Here is a 19,626-nt window from a genome sequence, read left to right as displayed (position 1 = left end):
ATGGCAAGAACGGAAGCAACGCTGCCAGGCGGGGCGCGGCTCGCGGACTATCTGGCGGTGGGGTATCTGGCGCTGAACTGCTCCCTGGGACAGGTCAAGGAGGCGCTCACGAAGTGCGGCGTGCAGACGCGCGTGCGCCGCGACATGCCGCGTGAAGTGCTGGTGTATTTCGTGATGGCGATGTGCCTGTATCCGCGCGTGGCCTATGAGGAAGTGTTTCGTCTGGTGATCGAGGGACTGCGGCGCATCTACGGCGACCAGGTACGCGACGCGCAGGTCAGCAAGGCGGCGATCTCGCAGGGTCGCGCACGCCTGGGATGGCAGGTGATGCGCGAGCTGTTCGCCCGGCAGGCGGCGCAACACCCACGAACCGCAGGCGGCGACTATGCGGGCTATCGGGTCATGAGCGTGGACGGCTCCACGCTGGATGTGCCCGATGAGAAGGCCAATGCGCAAGCGTTCGGATATGCGCAGGGAGGGCGCGGTGAGGCCGCGTATCCGCAGATTCGCTTCGTAGCGCTGGCCGAATGTGCGACGCACGCGCTGTGTGAGGTCCAGATGGGCGGGGTATGCGAGCACAGCGAACAGGCGCTCACACGCCAGCTGTTTCCGGCATTCTCGGACGACATGCTGGTGCTGGCCGATCGCCTGTTCTATGGCTATGACATGTGGCGCGACGCGGTGGCCACCGGAGCGAAGCTGCTGTGGCGCGTGAAGTCGAATTTGCGGCTGCCGTGCGAAGTGCCGCTGGCAGATGGTTCGTACCTGAGCACTGTCTATGCCAGTGACACCGACAGGCGACACCAGCGCAACGGCATGCAGGTGCGGGTCATCGAGTATCGCCTGGAAGGTGTGCCTGATGCCGAGCCGCAGTATCGCCTGATCACCAATCTGCTGGACGCAGCGGTGGCGCCTGCCATAGAACTCGCGGCGCTGTACCACCGGCGCTGGAAAATAGAAGAGATGTTTGACGAGATCAAGACACATCTGTGCGACGGCAAGAAGGTGCTGCGTAGCAAGACGCCTGATCTGGTCCGTCAGGAGTTCTATGCGTTAATGCTTACCCACGCGGCGATCCGTCGACTGATGTATGAGGCTGCCCAGGACAGCGGGCAGCACCCGGAAGACTTATCGTTCGTTCATGCCGTACGCGTGTTGAACCGACGCCTGCCCGAGGCGGCGGCCGTTCCCCCCTGAGCAGTGGCAAAGTTGGAGGCTCAGCTTACTGCGGGAAATCGCCAGTGGGCGTGCCGTGCAAAGCCGCGGCAAGCGTAATCCCCGCGGCGTGAAGCGAAAGATGTCGAACTTCCGGATACGCCGACGATCGGAGCCGCTGAATCAGCGAATTTCACCGAAAGCGGTCATCAAGTGAACAGTATTGGGGTTAAGCCTGTCGCCCTCGATATGCATCATGTTCGCCGCCTTTGATTTCCGATCCGCCAGAGAGACTGCGATTGGACCAAAGCATGGAAAACAAGAGAATCGGACGCGTCCCAAAGCACCGGCGTCCAGGCTGAACCTTCGGCGCACAGGTGAGAAACTTCGCCCAAATTGAAACGACCCGGCTGTTTGCGCGGCCGGGTCGTCGATATACGGTGTGTGCCTTAGCGCCTCACCGTGTCTTCATTTGCTTCAACACCTCTTCGACGATCTCTTCCGGCGACAGTTCGATACTCACCGTAATCGCTTCATCCGCGCCCGGTTCTTCAAGCGTATCCAGCTGGCTTTGCAGCAGCGACGGATCGAAGAAGTGCCCGGTACGCGTGGACAACCGCTCGCGCAGCATCTCAAACGAACCCTTCAGATAGACGAAGCACACACCCTTATCACCGTTGCTACCGCCGCGCAGAACATCGCGGTACGAACGCTTCAGCGACGAACACGTGAATACCGCCTTCTCGCCCGCTTTCTGCTTCACTTCGATCGCCGCACGAATGGTTTGCAACCACGGCCAACGGTCTTCGTCGGTCAGCGGAATGCCGTGGTGCATCTTCTCCTTGTTGGCGGCGCTGTGAAACGCGTCGCCGTCGGTGAATGCGCAGTGCAGGCGCTCCGCCAGCATTTCGCCAATCTTCGTTTTGCCGGCGCCCGACACGCCCATTGCGATCAAAATCATCAAAAACTCCTTACACGACCGTCGCGAGCGCGAAAGTCAAACCCAAGCCCATCAGTGAAATGATGGTTTCGAGGAGCGACCATGTCTTGAAGGTCTGCCCCACCGTCATACCGAAGTATTCCTTGATCAGCCAGAAACCGCCGTCGTTCACGTGCGAGAAAATCAGCGAACCCGAACCGGTGGCAAGCACCAGCAATTCCGGCGTGACCTGCACGCCGCTGGCGGCTGTGATCGGCGCGACGATGCCGCAAGCGGTGGTCATCGCCACCGTCGCCGAACCCGTGGCCAGGCGGATCAGCGCGGCCACCAGCCAGCCGAACAGCAGCGGCGACAGATGCATGGCCGTTGCCACATGGACGATTTCCTTCGAGATGCCGCTATCCATCAGCACGCGCCCGAAGCCGCCGCCCGCACCCACGATCAGCGTGATGCCCGCGATCGGCGCGAGACACTCGCCGCAGAATTTCTGGATCTGCTCGCGATTGAAGCCGCGGCTCGCGCCGAAGGTCCAGAAGCTGACCAGCACAGCGATCAACAGCGCCACGTCCGAATTGCCGACGAAATGCAGCAGATCGTTCGGCAAGGTCTTCGGCGTGGAGACGAGGTCGGCCCAGCTGCCGATCAGCATCAGGATCACCGGCAGCAGGATCGTGAACAACGTGACACCGAAGCTCGGCAGCTCGCGCTTCGGCGCCGCGCTCTTCGCGCTATTTTGCGCATCGTCGCCGTGGCCGAGGAATTGCGCGGCGAGCGGATTGTTGTTCGGCAGTTTGATGAAACGGCTGATCAGCAGCGCGAACAACGGACCGGCCACGATCGCCGTCGGCACACCCACGATCAGACCGTATGCAATCGTCTTGCCGATGTCTGCGTGATACGCCTGCACGGCGAGCATTGCGGCCGGGTGCGGCGGAATCAGACCGTGCACGACGGACAGACCCGCGACCATCGGCAAACCGACCAGCAGCAGCGACTTGTTGGTGCGTTTCGCGACGTTGAATGCAATCGGAATCAGCAGCACGAAACCGACTTCAAAGAACACCGGCAAGCCGACGATGATCGCCACGACCATCATTGCCCAGTGAATGTTCTTTTCGCCGAACCAGTCGATCAGCGTGGTCGCGATGCGCTCCGCGCCGCCGGACTCGGCCATCATCTTGCCGAGCATGGTGCCGAGGCCGACCACCACGGCAATATGGCCGAGCGTATTGCCGTTGCCGGTTTCGAACGATTTGACGATCGTGCCGATCGGCATGCCGGAGGCGAGACCCAGCAGCAGCGAAACGATGATCAGGACGAGGAACGGATAAACCTTGTAGCGGGTGATCAGCAGGATCAGAAGTGCGATGGCGATCACCGCGAAGACCAGCAGCGTGCTGCCGTGGACAGCTTCCATGAAGCTCCTCCTTTGCATTATTGATATCGGTGCGGAAGACGGCTGGCACCTGTCTCACGGCGACCTGCAGCGGTGCCAGAAAACCCGGCAAGCCGCGCGGACGCTGAATTTTACTGTTTGTTGTCTCTAAAAGCGCGCGAATCCGGCACGCATATCGAAAGGAGCCTCGCCGCGACAGCCTGACAGGCTGTCGCGGCGAGGCTCCTTTACTCTTTGCCCTTTACCTTTTACTTAGGACGCGGCTCGCGGTCAATCCGTGCTTCGACGAAGCTCAATGCGCCGGCGCGGCCAGCTCGCTGGCGGCACGCGCGAGGCGCGTGACTTCGTCCCAATTCTGCGCGGCAACTGCAGCCTTCGGCGTCAACCACGATCCGCCCACGCACACCACGTTCGGTTGCGCGAGGAAATTGATGGCGCTTTCGGCCGTGATGCCGCCGGTCGGGCAGAACTTCAGCGTCGGGAACGGGCCGTAAAACGCTTGCAACATCGGCACGCCACCGGCTTGCTGCGCCGGGAAAAACTTGACGATCTCGTAGCCGAGTTCCAGCGCGGTGATGATGTCGGTCGGCGTCATCACGCCTGGCAGCAGCGGCAAGCCTGCATCCTGCGCGGCCTTGTGCATGTCTTTCGTCAGACCCGGCGAAACGCCGAACTGCGCGCCCGCTTTCTTGGCCTGAGCGCAGTGCTCGGGCTTCGTGATCGTGCCCACGCCGACCACGATGTCTTCAGCCAGTTGGCTCGCGCGTTCGATTGCTTCAAGACCGGCTGCGGTGCGCAGCGTGATTTCCAGCACCTTCACGCCACCGGCGTGCAGTGCGCGCGACACGTTTTCACCCTGCTCGACCGAGTCGAACGCGAGCACCGGAATCACCGGGCCAAGGCGCACGATATCGCTTACTTTTTTCGCTGTCATAGTCAGACTCCTTGTTTCAGCAGCGGTTAGCTGGCTTGAGTGGTGCTTGTGTGTTCTTCGGTGCGTGCCTTGGCCCGCTCACCGTGTTGCGCCGCGCGCTCGCCCACCATCGGACCGAATACCGAGGCGCCCTGCTCCGCGGGCGCTGCCGCCGCACGGAACACGCCGAACAATTCGCGGCCGAAGCCGACTTCGTTTTCCGCCTGATGCTGCGGCAAAGCTTCCGGCCGCGCCGCCCATTCGGCGGCATCGATTTCGATGTCGAGCACGCCGGCGTCCGCGTCGATCACCAGCATGTCGCCAGTGCGAACCTTGCCGATCGGGCCTTGCAGCAATGCTTCCGGCGACAGATGAATCACCGCCGGCACCTTGCCTGACGCGCCCGACATGCGGCCATCGGTCACCAGTGCAACGTGGAAGCCTTGATCCTGCAACACACCGAGCAACGGCGTCAAACGATGCAACTCGGGCATGCCATTTGCCCGCGCGCCCTGGAAGCGCACCACGGCGATGAAGTCGCGTTTCAGTTCGCCGTTGTCGAAGGCTTTCTGCACCGCTTCCTGCGAATCGAACACGATAGCCGGCGCCTTCACCTTGCGATGCTGCGCCGCCACCGCGGAAATCTTGATCACGCCGCGGCCGAGCTTGCCTTGCATGAGACGCAAGCCGCCGTCCGGTTGGAACGGTTCCTTGATGCCGCACAGCACCGCCGTGTCTTCGCTCTTTTGCGCACCCGGCACCCATTGCAGCTTGCCGTCGATCAGCTTCGGCTCTTTGGTGTAATGATGAAGCCCCTTGCCGGCGACCGTGTTCACGTCTTCATGAAGCAAGCCGCCTTCCAGCAGATTGCGGACCAGGAACGCGACGCCACCGGCCGCGTGGAAATGGTTCACGTCGGCCTTGCCATTCGGGTAAATCTTCGCGAGCAACGGCACGGCTTGCGACAGCGTGTCGAAGTCGTCCCAATCGATCACGATGCCCGCTGCACGCGCGATCGCGACCAGGTGCAAGGTGTGATTGGTCGAACCGCCGGTGGCCAGCAACGCGACGATGCCGTTGACGATTGCCTTCTCGTCGACCACATGGCCGATCGGCATGTAATGACCACGGTCCACCGTCAGATCGAGCACGCGACGCGCGGCCTGCGCGGTCAACGCGTCGCGCAGCGGCGTATGCGGATGCACGAAGGCCGAACTCGGCAGATGCAGGCCCATCACTTCCATCAACATCTGGTTGCTGTTGGCCGTGCCGTAGAAGGTGCAGGTGCCGTGGCTGTGATACGCGGCCGCCTCTGCTTCCAGCAGCGCGTCACGGCCGCATTGTCCGGTGGCGAATAGCTGCCGCGTCTTGGCTTTGTCGTCGTTCGACAGGCCGCTGCCCATCGGGCCGGCAGGCACGAAAATCGTCGGCAGGTGGCCGAATTGCAGCGCGCCGATCAGGAGGCCAGGCACGATCTTGTCGCAGATGCCGAGGCACAGCGCCGCGTCGAACATGTTGTGCGTGAGGGCAACCGCCGTGCTCATCGCGATCACTTCGCGCGAGAACAACGACAGCTCCATGCCCGCATTGCCTTGCGTGACGCCGTCGCACATGGCCGGCACGCCGCCCGCGAATTGCGCGACGCCGCCGTTTTCACGCGCGGCTTCCTTGATGATGTCCGGGTAGTTTTTGTACGGCGCGTGCGCCGACAGCATCTCGTTGTACGACGACACGATGCCGATGTTCGGCTGGCGGATCTGCTTGATGACGAGCTTGTCGTTACCTTCGAGGCCGGCAAACCCGTGGGCCAGATTGGCGCACGAGAGCGCGCCGCGCGCCGGGAATTTGCCTTGAGCGTGTTCGATGCGGGCCAGATAAGCCTCACGGGTGGGCTTGCTGCGCTCGACCACGCGTTGCGTGACCTTCGACAATTGCGAATGCGGGGAAACCATCGGAGCTCCTTCGTCGCTGGCGGCAGACATGCGCGCACTCTGCCAGGTAGGTATCGCGGGGATGTCGGATCAGTCGACTGACGCAATTTTAGTAGAAAAACTACACGATCGCAATTACGATTTCTGTTGCATCGCGGCATCCTGAAATGGGCGCATTGCCTTACTGGCACTGCCTTCAAGGTATTGACATCAAAACCTAGGGATTACACCTATCGCTCGATATGTAGTTTTTGTAGCTTCTTCAGTAATCAGATATAGTCCACGCATTCTTCAGCATAGTGCGAGTTTTCCGATGATGCTGTCCCAGGTGGAAGAGATGCGCGAGCAGTTGCGCCCGTCCGAGCGCAAGCTGGCCGACTACGTGATCGAGGCGCCGCGCGAGGTGCTGGATCTCTCAATGACCGAGGTGGCCGCGCGCGCGGGCGTGAGCCAGCCGACCATCGCGCGGTTTTTGTCATGCACTCGGCTTTTCGGGGTTTCGCGAGTTCAAGATCCGGCTGGCGCAAGGCATTGCCGCGGAAGTGCCCGCCGTCTACCGCGACGTGCGGCCGGATGAGCCGACGCCGGGCGTCGCCGCGAAGGTGCTCGACCGGACCATCGGCGCGCTGATCCAGGTGCGCAACAATCTGTCATCGGATAGCGTGGCAGCGGCGATCGCGCTGCTGGCGCAGGCGCGGCGCATCGAGTTCTATGGGGCAGGCGGTTCGGGTATCGCCGCGCTGGACGTGCAGCACAAATTCTTTCGCCTCGGCATGCCGAGTGTCGCGTATTCAGACCCGCATACGTTTCTGATGTCGGCCGCACTGCTGGGTGAAGGCGACGTGGTGGTGGCGATTTCGAACACCGGGCGCACGCGCGATATCGTCGATGCGGTGAAGTCGGCGCTTGCCGCGGGCGCGAAGGTGATCGCGATCACGCACGGCAATTCGCCGTTGGCGCGGCTTGCTACGGTCGGATTGTTTGCCAATGTGGACGAAGACACGGATATCTTTTCGCCGATGACCTCGCGCGTGTCGCATCTGGCGATCGGGGACATTCTCGCGGTGGGCGTGGCGCTGAGCCGGGGACCGGAACTGGTCGAGAAGATGGCGCAAGCGAAGGAGGTCATTACTCGTCGAAGGATCGATCCGGGCGCGTAGTGGGTCACAGCTGGGTTGCGACCGGGTAATTGCGCCCGATTTGCGCCGACGCGACTGGCATCTCGGCAAGCGCGATCCCGCGCAAGCGGATTGCCCAGGGTGCTGCGCCGGTCCATACGAAAAAGGACTCCCCGAAGGGAGCCCACTGTCCTGCTCAACTATCTGATCAAGCCAGGCTCGCGAAAGGCAGCCAAACAAGCGCAGCGCTTTTCGCGATCCTCACACAACGCTTACCACTGATACGACGCACCCGCGCCGACTGTCGTTTCGCTGCCGCTAATCCCGGCGCCCACCTTGACCTTCACGTTCGCCGTGATACGCGCCGACGCGCCCACCGCTGCTGCCTGATACCCCTTGTAGGTCGCCCCGGCGACGCCGATTGCCAGCGTCTTGCCCGGATCGACTTGCGGAATCATCGTCAGCGCGGTGGCGGCTGCAACGCCGCTGTAGGCCGCGCGCGCCGTTTCACCAACAGCCGACTGCATCTGGCCGAGGTTGACCGCATCCGTCGCTGACTTGCCCGGCGCGACGTTCGTGATGGGACGCTCGTTGCCTTGCGAGCCGACTGAAAGGGTGTTGGCCTGATCGGCCACCGAACCCGCGCCGATAGCAACCGAGTTTTCGCCGCTCGCCTGCGATCCGCCGCCAAGCGCCACCGCATTGGTGCCCGACGCTGCGGCCGCCGGTGCGCCTCCCGTGTTGAGCGACATTGCGGCGCTACCCGTTTGCTGCTGGTTTTGCACCGACTGGCTCAGATCCGACAGTTGCTGGTTGGTATTCCACAACTGCGCACCGGTCACCGCATCGCTGCTGGTTGCCGACAGTTCGCCATCCTGCAGATTGGTCAGCTTCACCTTCGGCGCATCCGCCGATCCACTCATCGTTACCTGATTGTGAGCGGCGGTGACGTACTGCACCGCATTCGCAACCGACGTGCTCATCGTGCCGACGGTCGACTGCAGGCTCGCGATGTCCGAGGTGTTCTGCGTCACACGGCCGTCGATGTTCGTCAACGCGGCACCGACGGTGTACACCGGCGCCGAAATCGTGCCGTCCTCGTTGACGGTCGAACCGCCGCCGAGTGCCGCTGCCGTGCCGGCTGCATGCGAATACAGTTGCGAACCGTTCACCGCATCGTTGCTCGACGCGCTCACTGCGCCCGCTGCCACACCCGTCACGGCGCGGTTACCCGCCGTGCCGGCCATGTTGACACGCAGGCCGTCCGTCGTTGCACCGACGAGAATGTCGCGCGAGGTCTGGTCTTGCGTAACCATGCCGATGCTGCCGTTGTTGATCTGTGTCTCAAGCGACGACAGATTGGTGTCGAGCGTATCGAGCGCGTCGCCGACCGTGGTCTGCGTGCCGCCTTGCATGTGGTACGTCGGGCTGACGATCGAACCGTCCGTGTTGACCATCGCACCGCCGCCGAGCATCGCGACAACCGGGCTCAACTGACCGAGGTTGACCGCGGAGGTAGCGGTCGTGCCGGCTGCGACGCCGAACAGCTGACGCGCACCTGCGACACCCGCGAAGTTGATCGCCGAGCCGCCCGTGCCGGCAGCGACCGTCAGATCGCCGGTCAACGCGTCCTGCTGGATCAGACCCACCGTACCGCTGTTGAGCTGCTTGGCCAGATCGCTCACCGAGCCTTCGACGCTCGTGACACGAGTATCGAGCGCCGCGATGTTGTCGGTGTTGGTGGCGATGTCGCTGGTGTTTTGTGCGATGGCGCTGGTGTTGGCCGAGATATCGCTCGTCGCCACGGCGTTCTGCGCAACGTTCTGGTTCGTCGTGTAAAGCTGCGCACCGTTCACCGCGTCCGTGCTCGATGCAGACAGCGTACCGGCCTTCAGGTTGGTGATCGTCGTGCCCGATGCGCCAGTCAGCGTGACCGAATCCAGAGCGGACGAGTCGTACGCGACCGCACCCGCCATCTGGCCATTGATCGTGCCGACCTGGGTATTCAATGTGCCGGTGTCTGTGGTGTTCTGCGCGATGGCCGCAGTGTTTTGCGTGACGCTCTGGTTCGTCGTGTAAAGCTGCGAACCGTTCACCGCGTCGGTGCTCGAGGCCGATACCGCGCCCGTAGCCACGTTTGTCAGCGTCGTGCCGGATGCGCCGCCGAGCGTCACCTTGCCTTCGGTCGAGTCGTCGTAGGCGACGAACGCGTTGGTTGCGTTACCGCTCGCATCAACCTTCAGACCGGCTGCCTGGAGCTGCGCGTAGTTGACCGCGTCGGTTGCTTGCGTGGTGGCCCCTACATTGACCACTTGACGCGTCGAACCGGTCGCACCCACGGAGACCGTGTTTGCGCGATTCGCCACAGACTTCGCGCCCAAGGCTACCGAGTTGTTGGCCGACGCCGTTGCATTGGCACCAAGTGCCGTTGTTGCGGTCGTCGACGCGTTGGCATTCTGCCCGAGCGCTACTGCTGCCTGTCCACCGCCGGCCGCCTGGGCACTCATACCGAACACGGCGTCGCCGATATCGGCAGCCTTTGAGCCCGGGCCAATTGCGACGGTGTTGTTCGCAAGCGCCGAAGAGTCGGATCCGACTGCCAATGCGGAGCCAGGCCCGTTGCTTTTCGCTTTCGCCCTTGAACCAACAGCGACGTCGCCGGCACCTGCCGCAGACGAATCGCCGCCACCACTATTAGCCGCTACTGCGTGGAAATAGGTGATGCCGTTGCTGTTGATGCTGGTGACCGAGGTCTGCAGGTTTGTGATATTCGTGGCGTTCGTCGTCTACCGGCCGTCAAGATTGGTCAGGGCCGAACCGACGTTGTCCACGGTCGTACCGCCGACCACGTAGGAGGGTGCCGAGATGCTGCCGTTTGCGTTCACGCTCGAACCGCCGCCGAGGGCCGATGCGTTGCTCGCGGCAACGTTGTAAAGCTGGGAGCCGTTTGTCGCGTCCGTGCTTGATGCAGAAACCGCGCCGGCGGCTACGTTCGTGAGCATCGTGCCGCTTAGGCCATTTAGCGTCACTGTGTTTGCGCTCATGACATCGTACGCAAGGAACGCGTTGCTCACGTTGCCGTTCGTATCCGTCTTCAAACCTGCGCTCTTTAATTGCCGAAGATTCACGGCGTCGGTGTCGGACGTACCGGCCGCCACGTTCACAATCTGACGTTCCGCGCCGGCCGCACCTACGGAAACCGTGTTGACACGGTTAGCCACCGAGTTTGCACCCAGTGCAACGGAGTTGGCCGCAGAGACTGAGGATCCGTTACCCATAGCCATGCCGTCTACCGCATTGGTTACGGTTGCAAGTCGACCAAGAGCGATGCCGCCGGCCGAATTTGCATCGACTTTCGTGTTGGTGCCTATTGCGACCGCATCTTGTGCCGCTGCTACGCCGGTGCCATCCGTGTTTGCACCGAGGTAGATTGAGTTGCCGCCAGCTGCCTTGGCGCCCATGCCCTCGGCAATTGCGTTGGCGCCAGTGGCCTGCGCACTCGGTCCTACTGCTACGGAATTGGTACCGGTGGCGCTGCCGCCATCCACAGAGCCCGCGCTCGCGTCCATGGACGCTCCAATCGCCAGAAGTGCCGATACCAGCGCACTCTTGCTCAAGCTCGTCTTCCCCTTGTTCCGCGCCACTTCCGAAGCGGCGACATACGTTCCGGTGGTTTCATTCCAAACGGTTTTGTACGACTTGTTCATGATTTCTTCCTTCTGAAGATCTGGTCTCGGGTCCATGCCGCGTGAGGTGTTTGAAGAAAAACCTGCGCGCGTCATTGGGTTTTCAGAAGGATTGAAATCTGGGCCGTCTCAGCAATTTTTTCGGGCCATCCCATTAATCCTTCCGGGTTGGCACCACTATAAAATTAGGAATTTCGCCTCTTAATAAGACGATTCTTAAAACATTCCTACAGCAAAATCGAATATCCGCTCGCCAAAAGAGATGAAACAGGACTTGATGTGAGGTAAATGCCCACTGCGAAAGGAGTTCGACCTACATCACGCCAGATTCGCCGCACACGAGCGAGCGCAAGCCCCACGCAAATTAGGAACATTCCTAACGGATGGATGGTGTGGACGAACGTCCAGAGAAGGCAAAGACAGGCCCCAAAGCCGGGATAAAATCCAACGGCTTCGGGCTTATATCAGATGAGGGAATTCAAAACGAAGTGCGACTAGCGAGTCGCATTTCCACGGCAGCAGATACCATGAGATAATAAAATTCGATTTACCGAATTAAATAACAATATCCGGATTTTAAAACGGCTTAATCACAACCAACGCAACCGCCGCCAACATCCCCAGTACCGGCAATTCATTAAACATCCGATACCACTTATGCGAGCGACGATTCTCGCCGCGTTCGAAGGTCCGCAGCAGCACCCCGCAGTACGCGTGGTAAATGATCAGCAACACCACCACACCGACCTTCGCGTGAATCCAGCCCTGCCCGCTTCCGATACCGACCGCGAGCCACAGCCACAGCCCGCAAGCGAGCGCCGGCACTGCGATAAACGTCATGAAGCGAAACAGCTTGCGCGCCATGATCAGCAATCGTGCGGTCGCGGCGGGTTCCGTTTCCATCGCCAGATTGACGAAGATGCGCGGCAAATAGAACAGGCCGGCAAACCAGGAAGCAATCAGAACGATGTGAAACGTTTTAACCCAAAGCATCAGAGGTCCTCGTACTGAGTGTCAGCGTGGAAATGAGCGGCGCCACCGGCGCACTAAACGGAAAGCTTGCGTCCATCCCGGTGACGGCGGCAGCGCGTCGGCAACGAATCGTTACTGCCGCCCTTCGCCGTGCCCAAGCACGATGTATTTCAACGACGTCAACCCTTCCAGCCCCACCGGCCCACGCGCGTGCAGCTTGTCGTTCGAAATGCCGATTTCCGCGCCTAGACCGAATTCGAAGCCATCCGCGAAACGCGTCGATGCGTTCACCATCACGCTTGCCGAATCGACTTCACGCAGGAAGCGCATCGCGCGGTCGTGGTCTTCGGTGACGACCGCGTCGGTATGCTGCGAACTGTAGGTGTTGATGTGCTCGATCGCGGCGTCGAGATTGTCGACCACCTTGATCGCCAGCACCGGCGCGAGATATTCGGTGCGCCAGTCTTCTTCGGTGGCATCGACGAGAGGGCCGACACCCGCATCCGCCAACACAGCGCGAGCCGCCGCGTCCACGCGCAATTCCACTTCCTTGTCGCGATACAGCTTGCCCAACGGCGGCAGCACTTCAGCGGCAATACCGCGCGCCACCAGCAGCGTTTCCATCGTATTGCAGGTGCCGTAGCGGTGCGTCTTCGCGTTGTCGCAGACAGTCAGCGCCTTGGTCAGATCCGCACGGTCGTCGACATACACGTGGCAGATGCCGTCGAGATGCTTGATCATCGGCACACGTGCTTCGTTCATCAGCCGCTCGATCAGGCTCTTGCCGCCACGCGGCACGATCACGTCGACGTATTCGGTCATCGTGATCAGCTTGCCGACCGCTGCGCGGTCCGACGTGGCCACCACTTGCACCGCGTCCTGTGGCAAGCCGGCGGCTTCCAGCCCTTCGCCGATCAGCTTCGCCAGCGCCGTGTTGCATTCGAGCGCTTCCGAGCCACCACGCAGAATCGTCGCGTTGCCCGATTTGAGGCACAACGCCGCGGCGTCGATCGTCACGTTCGGGCGCGATTCGTAAATGATGCCAATCACGCCGAGCGGCACACGCATCTGGCCCACCTGAATTCCGCTTGGGCGGTACTTCAGATTGCTGATCTCGCCGATCGGATCGGCTAGCGCAGCAACCTGGCGCAGACCTTCGACCATCGTCTTGAGCGCCTTGTCCGACAGCGTCAAACGGTCGATAAACGCAGCGTCGAGACCTTTTTCGCGAGCGCGCGCGACATCGCGTGCGTTGGCTTCTTTCAGCAACGGCGCATCGCGCTCGATCGCCTGAGCGACTGCGGCAAGCGCGGCGTTCTTTGCGGCCGTCGATGCCCGCGCCATCGCACGCGAAGCGTGGCGGGCGCGGCGGCCGAGGTCGGTCATGTACTGGTCGATATCCATGGTGAGTCTCATAGCGCCGCGCACGCCTTTTACATGCGGCGAACAGGCAGTTTTAGCTAGCGAAAGATCAAACAATTGTAAGTCGGGTAGCGGTGCTTTGCTTGCCGCGGAGCGGCCCGTGTTGCCTGCGGTCTCGTAGCGTGGGCACGTTGAACGCACCCAGTGCGAGATGTCATCAAGGCACTGACGGTGACGATCTCGCCGCTACCTGAGCATGAATCAGACCGGGTCCGGCCGCATTGGCGATATAGCTCAGACAGGCCTGCGTGCTGGGGCAACTGCTCCGGCGCGAGGTCGTGGCGGCGGTACCGGCGCTCCCTTCGGCGCAGCCACCGTCATCGCCAGGTCGAACAAACCATCCCACGGATCAGGCGGCGGATCATTGCGATGATTGCCCGGCGTGCCGCCGGACAGCCCCTTCACCTGCCGATCCAGCCGCGCGGCTAAAGCAAGCGCCTTTTCAAGCGCGCTTTCCGTGACGCGCGACAGCGCCGGCCCAATCAGCCGCTCACGCGGACCCCACACGCGGTTTTCGCGCACCAGCATCGCGAGCGGTTTGCCGGCCGCGACACCACGCTTGATCCGCAACAAGGTCCGCACTTCCTCGACGACCGCCCACAGCACCAGCACCGCGGCCTCGCCTTCGCCGCGCAGACCGTCGAGCATGCGCGCGAGGCGGCCGACATCGCCCGCCAGCATCGCTTCGTTCAGCTTGAAAACGTCATAACGGGCGACGTTCAGCACCGCATCCTGAATCTGTTCAAAGCTCAACGAACCCGCCGGATACAGCAGCCCGAGCTTCTGGATTTCCTGATGCGCGGCAAGCAGATTGCCTTCCACGCGTTCGGCGATGAATGCCAACGCGCGCCGCCCTTCTTCACCGGCGGCGACCCGCTGGCCTTGAGCCGCAAGTCGCTGACCGACCCAATTCGGCAACTGCGCGCGCTCGACCGGATCGATCTTCAGTGCCACGCCGGCATCGGACAGCGCGGTGAACCATGCAGATTTCTGCGTAGCCGCGTCGAGCCGCGGCAGCGTGATCATGGTCAGCACGTCGTCATTCACGGCGGCGGCGAGCGCCTTCAGCGCATCCGCGCCTTCCTTGCCCGGCTTGCCCGAAGGAATGCGCAATTCGACGAGTTGACGGTCGCCGAACAGCGACATCGATTGACTCGCGCCGAGCAGCGAACTCCAGTCGAAACCACGCTCGACCGTGAACACCGAGCGATCGGTAAAACCAGCCGCACGCGCCGTAGCACGAATCCGGTCGCACGCTTCTTGCGCGAGCAGGTGCTCGTCGCCGTACACGACGTACAGTCCGGCGAGTCCCTTCGCGAGATGCGCTTCGAGCGCGTCAAGTCGCAGTTGCATGGCTACCGATCAACGAGGTTAAGAGCGCATAAGCACGCGCAGCAAGCTAAACAAAGACACAGCGCGACGCTCACAGCGGCGGCGGCGGCAACGGCGCGCGCGGCGCAACCGACGGCACCTGCTCACCCGGCGCCGGATGCAGCGAGCGCACCAGCGACAGACGGCGCGAAAGCTGGTCGATCGCGTCGTTTTCCATGTCCGCGAACAGAATGTCGGCTTCAGCCGACTTGGCCTGCGAGTACTGGTCGCTATAGGTCATCGCGCGGTTCAGCGCAATCGCGCTCGGCGGAATCAGCACCGTGCCGTCCTTGCCGACCAGCGTGTAGTTCATCGAAAGATTCAACGCATATTCTTCGACGACGCCAAGCGAGTTCAGCGTGAGCGTACTGGTGCCGCGGCCTTCGGTGATCTGCAACGTTGCGTCGGCATTCGCGACGGACGTCACCACCACCGTGTCGCTGCCGCCCTGCACGAGACGGGTCAGCCGCGCGCCGGCCGCAGCCGAACCGCCGGAGATATAGAGTCGTTTGAATGCGTAATCCTGCTGGCCGCGCAGCTGGAAGCCGCAGGCGGACAACATCAGCACGCTGCACACCAGCGTCAATAACGATCTGCGAGTCACATTGGCTCCTGGTTCGCAGTAAATTCCGCAGCGAGAGACAAGCGCCGCCACGCGCGACGGCGTCCTGCCTGCTGTCATGTTCCCGTGCGCGGTCAAACGACCACGTTCACGAGACGGCCCGGCACCACGACGATCTTCTTCGGCGCCTTGCCTTCGCTGAACTTCTCGACCGCTTCATGCGCGGCGGCGAGCTTTTCGATCGCTTCACGTGTGGCGTCTTTCGCCACCGTGAGCGCGCCGCGTACCTTGCCGTTCACCTGCAGCACGAGCTCGATTTCGGCTTGTTCGAGTGCCTGTTCGTCGACCTTCGGCCATGCGGCGTCGAGCAGCGAGCCGAATTCGTCGGCGTAACCGAGTTCCTGCCACAACTGGAACGTCTGGTGCGGCACGACCGGATACAGCACGCGCAGCAGCACGCTGTACGTCTCGCGCAGCACCGCCGGTTGCGCGCCCTTCGCGCTGTCGAGCGCGTTGAGCATCTTCATCGCCGCCGACACCACCGTGTTGTACTGCAAACGCTGGTAGTCGAAGTCGGCTTGCTTCAGCACGTTGTAGATCTCGCGGCGCAGCACCTTGTCGACTTCGCCAAGTTGCGCGGCGTCGAACTTGCCACCCGTGCGCAGCGCTGCTTCGTTCGCGTGACCGAAGCTCCACACGCGACGCAGGAAGCGGCTCGCGCCTTCCACGCCCGAACCGGACCATTCGAGCTGCTGCTCGGGCGGTGCGGCGAACATGACGAACAGACGCGCGGTGTCGGCGCCGTGTTGATCGATCAGCAATTGCGGATCGACGCCGTTGTTCTTCGACTTCGACATTTTCTCGACGCCTCCGAGCACCACCGGCTGCCCGTCCGAGTTCAGCACGGCGCCGACCGGGCGACCCTTGTCGTCGAACGAGACAGTAACGTCAGCCGGGTTGTACCAGGTCTTCTTACCCGCTTCGTTTTCGCGGTAATAGGTTTCGTTGAGCACCATGCCCTGCGTCAGCAGGTTCTTGGCCGGCTCGCCGAACTCGACCAGACCCATGTCTCGCATTACCTTCGCCCAGAAGCGCGAATACAAGAGGTGCAGAATCGCGTGCTCGATACCGCCGATGTATTGATCCATCGGCGCCCAGTAATCGGTGCGCTCGTCGACCATGGTCTTCGCATCCGGCGACGCATAGCGGTAGAAGTACCAGGACGAATCGACGAAGGTGTCCATCGTGTCGGTTTCGCGCTTTGCCGCGCCGCCGCAGGTCGGGCACGTGCAATTCACGAATGCTTCGGACTTCGCGAGCGGATTGCCCGTGCCATCCGGCACGAGGTCTTCCGGCAGCACAACCGGCAGATCTTTTTCCGGCACCGGCACGTCGCCGCACGACGGGCAGTGGATGATCGGAATCGGCGTGCCCCAGTAACGCTGGCGCGACACGCCCCAGTCACGCAAACGCCACGTGATCTGCTTGTCGCCGAGACCGAGTTCTTTCAGATCGGCGGCGATCGCGTCGACCGCCTGCGTGTAGTTCAGACCATCGTACTTGCCACTGTTGATGCAGACGCCGCCTTCCTTCTCGCCATACCATTCTTGCCAGGCTTCGGTGGAGAATTCCTTGCCTTCAATCGCCACCACCTGCTTGATCGGCAGACCGTATTTCTTCACGAACGCGAAGTCGCGCTCGTCGTGCGCGGGCACGCCCATCACGGCGCCTTCGCCGTAGCTCATCAGCACGTAATTGCCGATCCACACTTCGACCTGTACCTGCGTCAGCGGATGCGTGACGTAGAAGCCGGTGCCCATGCCCTTCTTTTCCATCGTCGCGACGTCGGCTTCAGCCACACCGCCGCGCTTGCATTCCTCGATGAAGGCTTGCAGTTCCGGCTTGTCTTTGGCGAGACGCGTGGCGAGCGGATGCTCGGCGGCAACCGCGCAGAAAGTCACGCCCATGATCGTGTCTGCACGCGTGGTAAACACGCGCAGCAGCTTCTGTTCGCCGTCGATTTCATACGGGAAACCGAAGTTCACGCCGAAGCTCTTGCCGATCCAGTTCTGCTGCATGATCTTGACGCGCTCGGGCCAGCCGAGGCCTTCGAGGTCGTTCAGCAGTTCATCCGCGTACTGCGTGATGCGCATGTAGTACATCGGGATTTCGCGCTTTTCGATCAGCGCGCCCGAACGCCAGCCGCGGCCGTCGATCACCTGCTCGTTGGCAAGCACGGTCTGATCGACCGGGTCCCAGTTGACGGTGCCGGTTTTCTTGTACGCGATGCCCTTTTCGAGCATCTTCAGGAATAGCCACTGGTTCCACTTGTAGTAATCGGGGCTGCAGGTGGCGACTTCGCGCGACCAGTCGATCGCGAGGCCCATCGACTGCATCTGCTTCTTCATGTAAGCGATGTTGTCGTAGGTCCATTTCGCGGGCGGCACGTTGTTGGCCATCGCCGCGTTTTCCGCCGGCATGCCGAACGCGTCCCAACCCATCGGCATCAGCACGTTGTAGCCGTTCATCCGCAGATAGCGGTACATCACGTCGTTGATCGTGTAGTTGCGCACGTGCCCCATGTGCAGCTTGCCCGACGGGTACGGCAGCATCGAAACGCAATAGAACTTGGGCTTATCAGTAGTTTCCGACGTCTTGTACGCGTCGATGGCGCGCCATTGCCCTTGCGCGGCGGCTTCGACGTCGGAGGGAACGTATTTTTCGTGCATGGTGTGATGAGATCGCTGGGTTCGGTGCTTTCGCACCGCCCGCTTTGGTGCTCTGCTGGATGAAATGGCGTCGTTTCCCCTTCGGCGGGGGAAAGGGCTGATTATACCGTTCGCGGACGGGTGCGCCGCGTGGCGTGGTGTGCGGGGGCGACGGGGTTGCGCCTGAGCGGGAGCACGGTGCCGCCGGATGCCGTCGCTACGGTTTCGCCCCCGGCGGCGGCGAATCGGTGACGAAGCCGATTCGCTCGAGCCCGGCCTGTTGCGCCGCACCCATCACCTGCGCGATCACCTCGTAACGCGTGGAACGCTCGGCGCTGAGCTGGATTTCCGGCTGGTCGACCTCTTTACCCGCTTCCACGAATCGCGTGCGCATCTGCTGCAGCGTGATGACGCTGCCGTTCCAGTACAGCTTGCCGGCGGCATCGATTGAAAGAGAAATGGTTTGCGGCGTTTGCCGTGCGGGCGCGGCCGCGACTTTGGGCAAATCCAGCCGGATCGCGTGCGTAAATAAAGGCGCGGTAATGATAAAAATCACCAGCAGCACGAGCATCACGTCGATCAACGGCGTCATGTTGATCTCGGCCATCGGCGCGGCCGTCTGCTTTTTCTCGAGTCCGCCGAATGCCATGTCGCCTCCCTCTTTTTTCCGGTCTCAGCCGTGCGCCTGTTGGGTTCGGGCGTGGACTTGCTGAGGCTGGGGCCGGGGCTGATCCGCTGGCGCGCACACATAGGCGTGCAAATCGTGAGCGAAGCCGTCGAGTTCTTCCGACAACTGCCGCACCATGCGCCCGAACACGTTATAGGCGAGCACCGCTGGAATCGCGACCACGAGGCCGAAGGCGGTCATGATCAGCGCCTCGCCGACCGGACCCGCGACGTTTTCGATCTGCGCCTGACCGCTCGCCGCGATACTGCCGAGCGCGTGATAGATGCCCCATACCGTGCCGAGCAGGCCCACGAACGGCGCCGTGCTGCCCACCGAGGCCAGCAGCACCTGGCCGAACTCGAGCCGCCGCTGCGACGCGTTGAGCGCTTGACGCAGCGCTCGTAACACCCGCTCGCTGCGCTCCACGCGGGCGAGCAGCGCGCCGGGAATGTCCACTTCGGCGGCGTGCAGCGCGGCCTCGGCGAGTGGCGTGAACACGCGCTCGCGGTCCATGCGCCTCAATGCCGCGACGCCGTCCGACAGCGTCGATGCCTGCCAGAACTGCGCAATCGCCGGCGTGGCCTGACGTTTGGCGCGCGTGAGGATCCAGCTTTTGACGATCAGAAAGCACCAGCTCGCAATCGACATCGCCAGCAGCACATAGGCGACGCCATGCGTGATCGCGTCGCTAGTTTCCAGGTAGTGGATGATGCCGCTGCTGCCTGCCATCTGGCCTCGCCGTTGGAAAATGACTACAGGGGCGCTACAAACGAGCAAAGCGGGGC

Annotated in this window: 14 protein-coding genes and 1 pseudogene; 2 read left to right on the top strand and 13 right to left on the bottom strand. The window is 62.1% G+C overall.

The window, feature by feature from the left end; translation table 11 throughout:
* Positions 1 to 1,197 carry an IS4 family transposase gene (locus B0G76_RS01615; RefSeq protein ID WP_120289567.1) on the top strand — a complete coding sequence of 399 codons (1,197 nt, stop codon included), beginning with the start codon at positions 1 to 3 and terminating at the stop codon, positions 1,195 to 1,197.
* 415 nt (positions 1,198 to 1,612) lie between these two features.
* On the opposite strand, the gene B0G76_RS01610 is transcribed toward B0G76_RS01615, so the two are convergent.
* From B0G76_RS01610 to edd, 4 genes are all read right to left on the bottom strand, one after another.
* The gene (locus B0G76_RS01610; RefSeq protein WP_120289565.1) at positions 1,613 to 2,116 is read right to left on the bottom strand and encodes a gluconokinase; all 504 of its coding nucleotides are present in this window, start codon (positions 2,114 to 2,116) and stop codon (positions 1,613 to 1,615) included.
* A gap of 10 nt (positions 2,117 to 2,126) precedes the next feature.
* Positions 2,127 to 3,512, bottom strand: a complete 1,386-nt coding sequence (locus B0G76_RS01605) for a GntP family permease (RefSeq protein WP_120289563.1) — start codon at positions 3,510 to 3,512, stop codon at positions 2,127 to 2,129.
* Positions 3,513 to 3,783: 271 nt separating this feature from the next.
* The gene (gene eda, locus B0G76_RS01600; RefSeq protein ID WP_120289561.1) at positions 3,784 to 4,425 is read right to left on the bottom strand and encodes a bifunctional 4-hydroxy-2-oxoglutarate aldolase/2-dehydro-3-deoxy-phosphogluconate aldolase; all 642 of its coding nucleotides are present in this window, start codon (positions 4,423 to 4,425) and stop codon (positions 3,784 to 3,786) included.
* A gap of 26 nt (positions 4,426 to 4,451) precedes the next feature.
* Positions 4,452 to 6,356, bottom strand: coding sequence for a phosphogluconate dehydratase (gene edd, locus B0G76_RS01595; protein WP_120296133.1), 1,905 nt, complete (start codon positions 6,354 to 6,356; stop codon positions 4,452 to 4,454).
* Positions 6,357 to 6,648: 292 nt separating this feature from the next.
* On the opposite strand from edd, the pseudogene B0G76_RS01590 reads away from it, so the two are divergent.
* Positions 6,649 to 7,495 (top strand): annotated as a pseudogene (locus B0G76_RS01590) (MurR/RpiR family transcriptional regulator).
* Between the two features lie 230 nt (positions 7,496 to 7,725).
* On the opposite strand, the gene B0G76_RS01585 reads toward B0G76_RS01590, so the two are convergent.
* The 9 genes from B0G76_RS01585 to B0G76_RS01545 form a co-directional block, all read right to left on the bottom strand.
* A complete protein-coding gene (locus tag B0G76_RS01585; RefSeq protein ID WP_120289559.1) occupies positions 7,726 to 10,056 on the bottom strand; it encodes a YadA-like family protein in 2,331 nt (776 codons plus the stop codon).
* A 183-nt stretch (positions 10,057 to 10,239) separates the two neighbouring features.
* Complete coding sequence (locus tag B0G76_RS01580; protein ID WP_183081969.1) at positions 10,240 to 11,160, bottom strand: YadA family autotransporter adhesin; 921 nt, start codon at positions 11,158 to 11,160, stop codon at positions 10,240 to 10,242.
* A 555-nt stretch (positions 11,161 to 11,715) separates the two neighbouring features.
* On the bottom strand, positions 11,716 to 12,132 hold the full coding sequence (locus B0G76_RS01575) for a CopD family protein (protein ID WP_120289555.1): 417 nt from the start codon (positions 12,130 to 12,132) through the stop codon (positions 11,716 to 11,718).
* A gap of 111 nt (positions 12,133 to 12,243) precedes the next feature.
* Entirely contained in the window at positions 12,244 to 13,515 is a 1,272-nt protein-coding gene (locus tag B0G76_RS01570) for a glutamate-5-semialdehyde dehydrogenase (RefSeq protein WP_120289553.1), read from the bottom strand.
* 252 nt (positions 13,516 to 13,767) lie between these two features.
* The gene (gene holA, locus B0G76_RS01565; protein WP_120289551.1) at positions 13,768 to 14,886 is read right to left on the bottom strand and encodes a DNA polymerase III subunit delta; all 1,119 of its coding nucleotides are present in this window, start codon (positions 14,884 to 14,886) and stop codon (positions 13,768 to 13,770) included.
* A 70-nt stretch (positions 14,887 to 14,956) separates the two neighbouring features.
* Positions 14,957 to 15,508 carry an LPS assembly lipoprotein LptE gene (lptE, locus tag B0G76_RS01560; protein ID WP_120289549.1) on the bottom strand — a complete coding sequence of 184 codons (552 nt, stop codon included), beginning with the start codon at positions 15,506 to 15,508 and terminating at the stop codon, positions 14,957 to 14,959.
* A gap of 92 nt (positions 15,509 to 15,600) precedes the next feature.
* Positions 15,601 to 18,195, bottom strand: a complete 2,595-nt coding sequence (leuS, locus tag B0G76_RS01555; RefSeq protein ID WP_120289547.1) for a leucine--tRNA ligase — start codon at positions 18,193 to 18,195, stop codon at positions 15,601 to 15,603.
* 196 nt (positions 18,196 to 18,391) lie between these two features.
* The gene (locus tag B0G76_RS01550; RefSeq protein WP_120289545.1) at positions 18,392 to 18,823 is read right to left on the bottom strand and encodes a biopolymer transporter ExbD; all 432 of its coding nucleotides are present in this window, start codon (positions 18,821 to 18,823) and stop codon (positions 18,392 to 18,394) included.
* 24 nt (positions 18,824 to 18,847) lie between these two features.
* Complete coding sequence (locus tag B0G76_RS01545) at positions 18,848 to 19,570, bottom strand: MotA/TolQ/ExbB proton channel family protein (RefSeq protein ID WP_120289543.1); 723 nt, start codon at positions 19,568 to 19,570, stop codon at positions 18,848 to 18,850.
* Between the last annotated feature and the right edge of the window lie 56 nt (positions 19,571 to 19,626).

This window comes from Paraburkholderia sp. BL23I1N1, from assembly GCF_003610295.1.
GTDB lineage: Bacteria > Pseudomonadota > Gammaproteobacteria > Burkholderiales > Burkholderiaceae > Paraburkholderia.
This window is presented reverse-complemented; position numbering and strand designations above follow the sequence as displayed.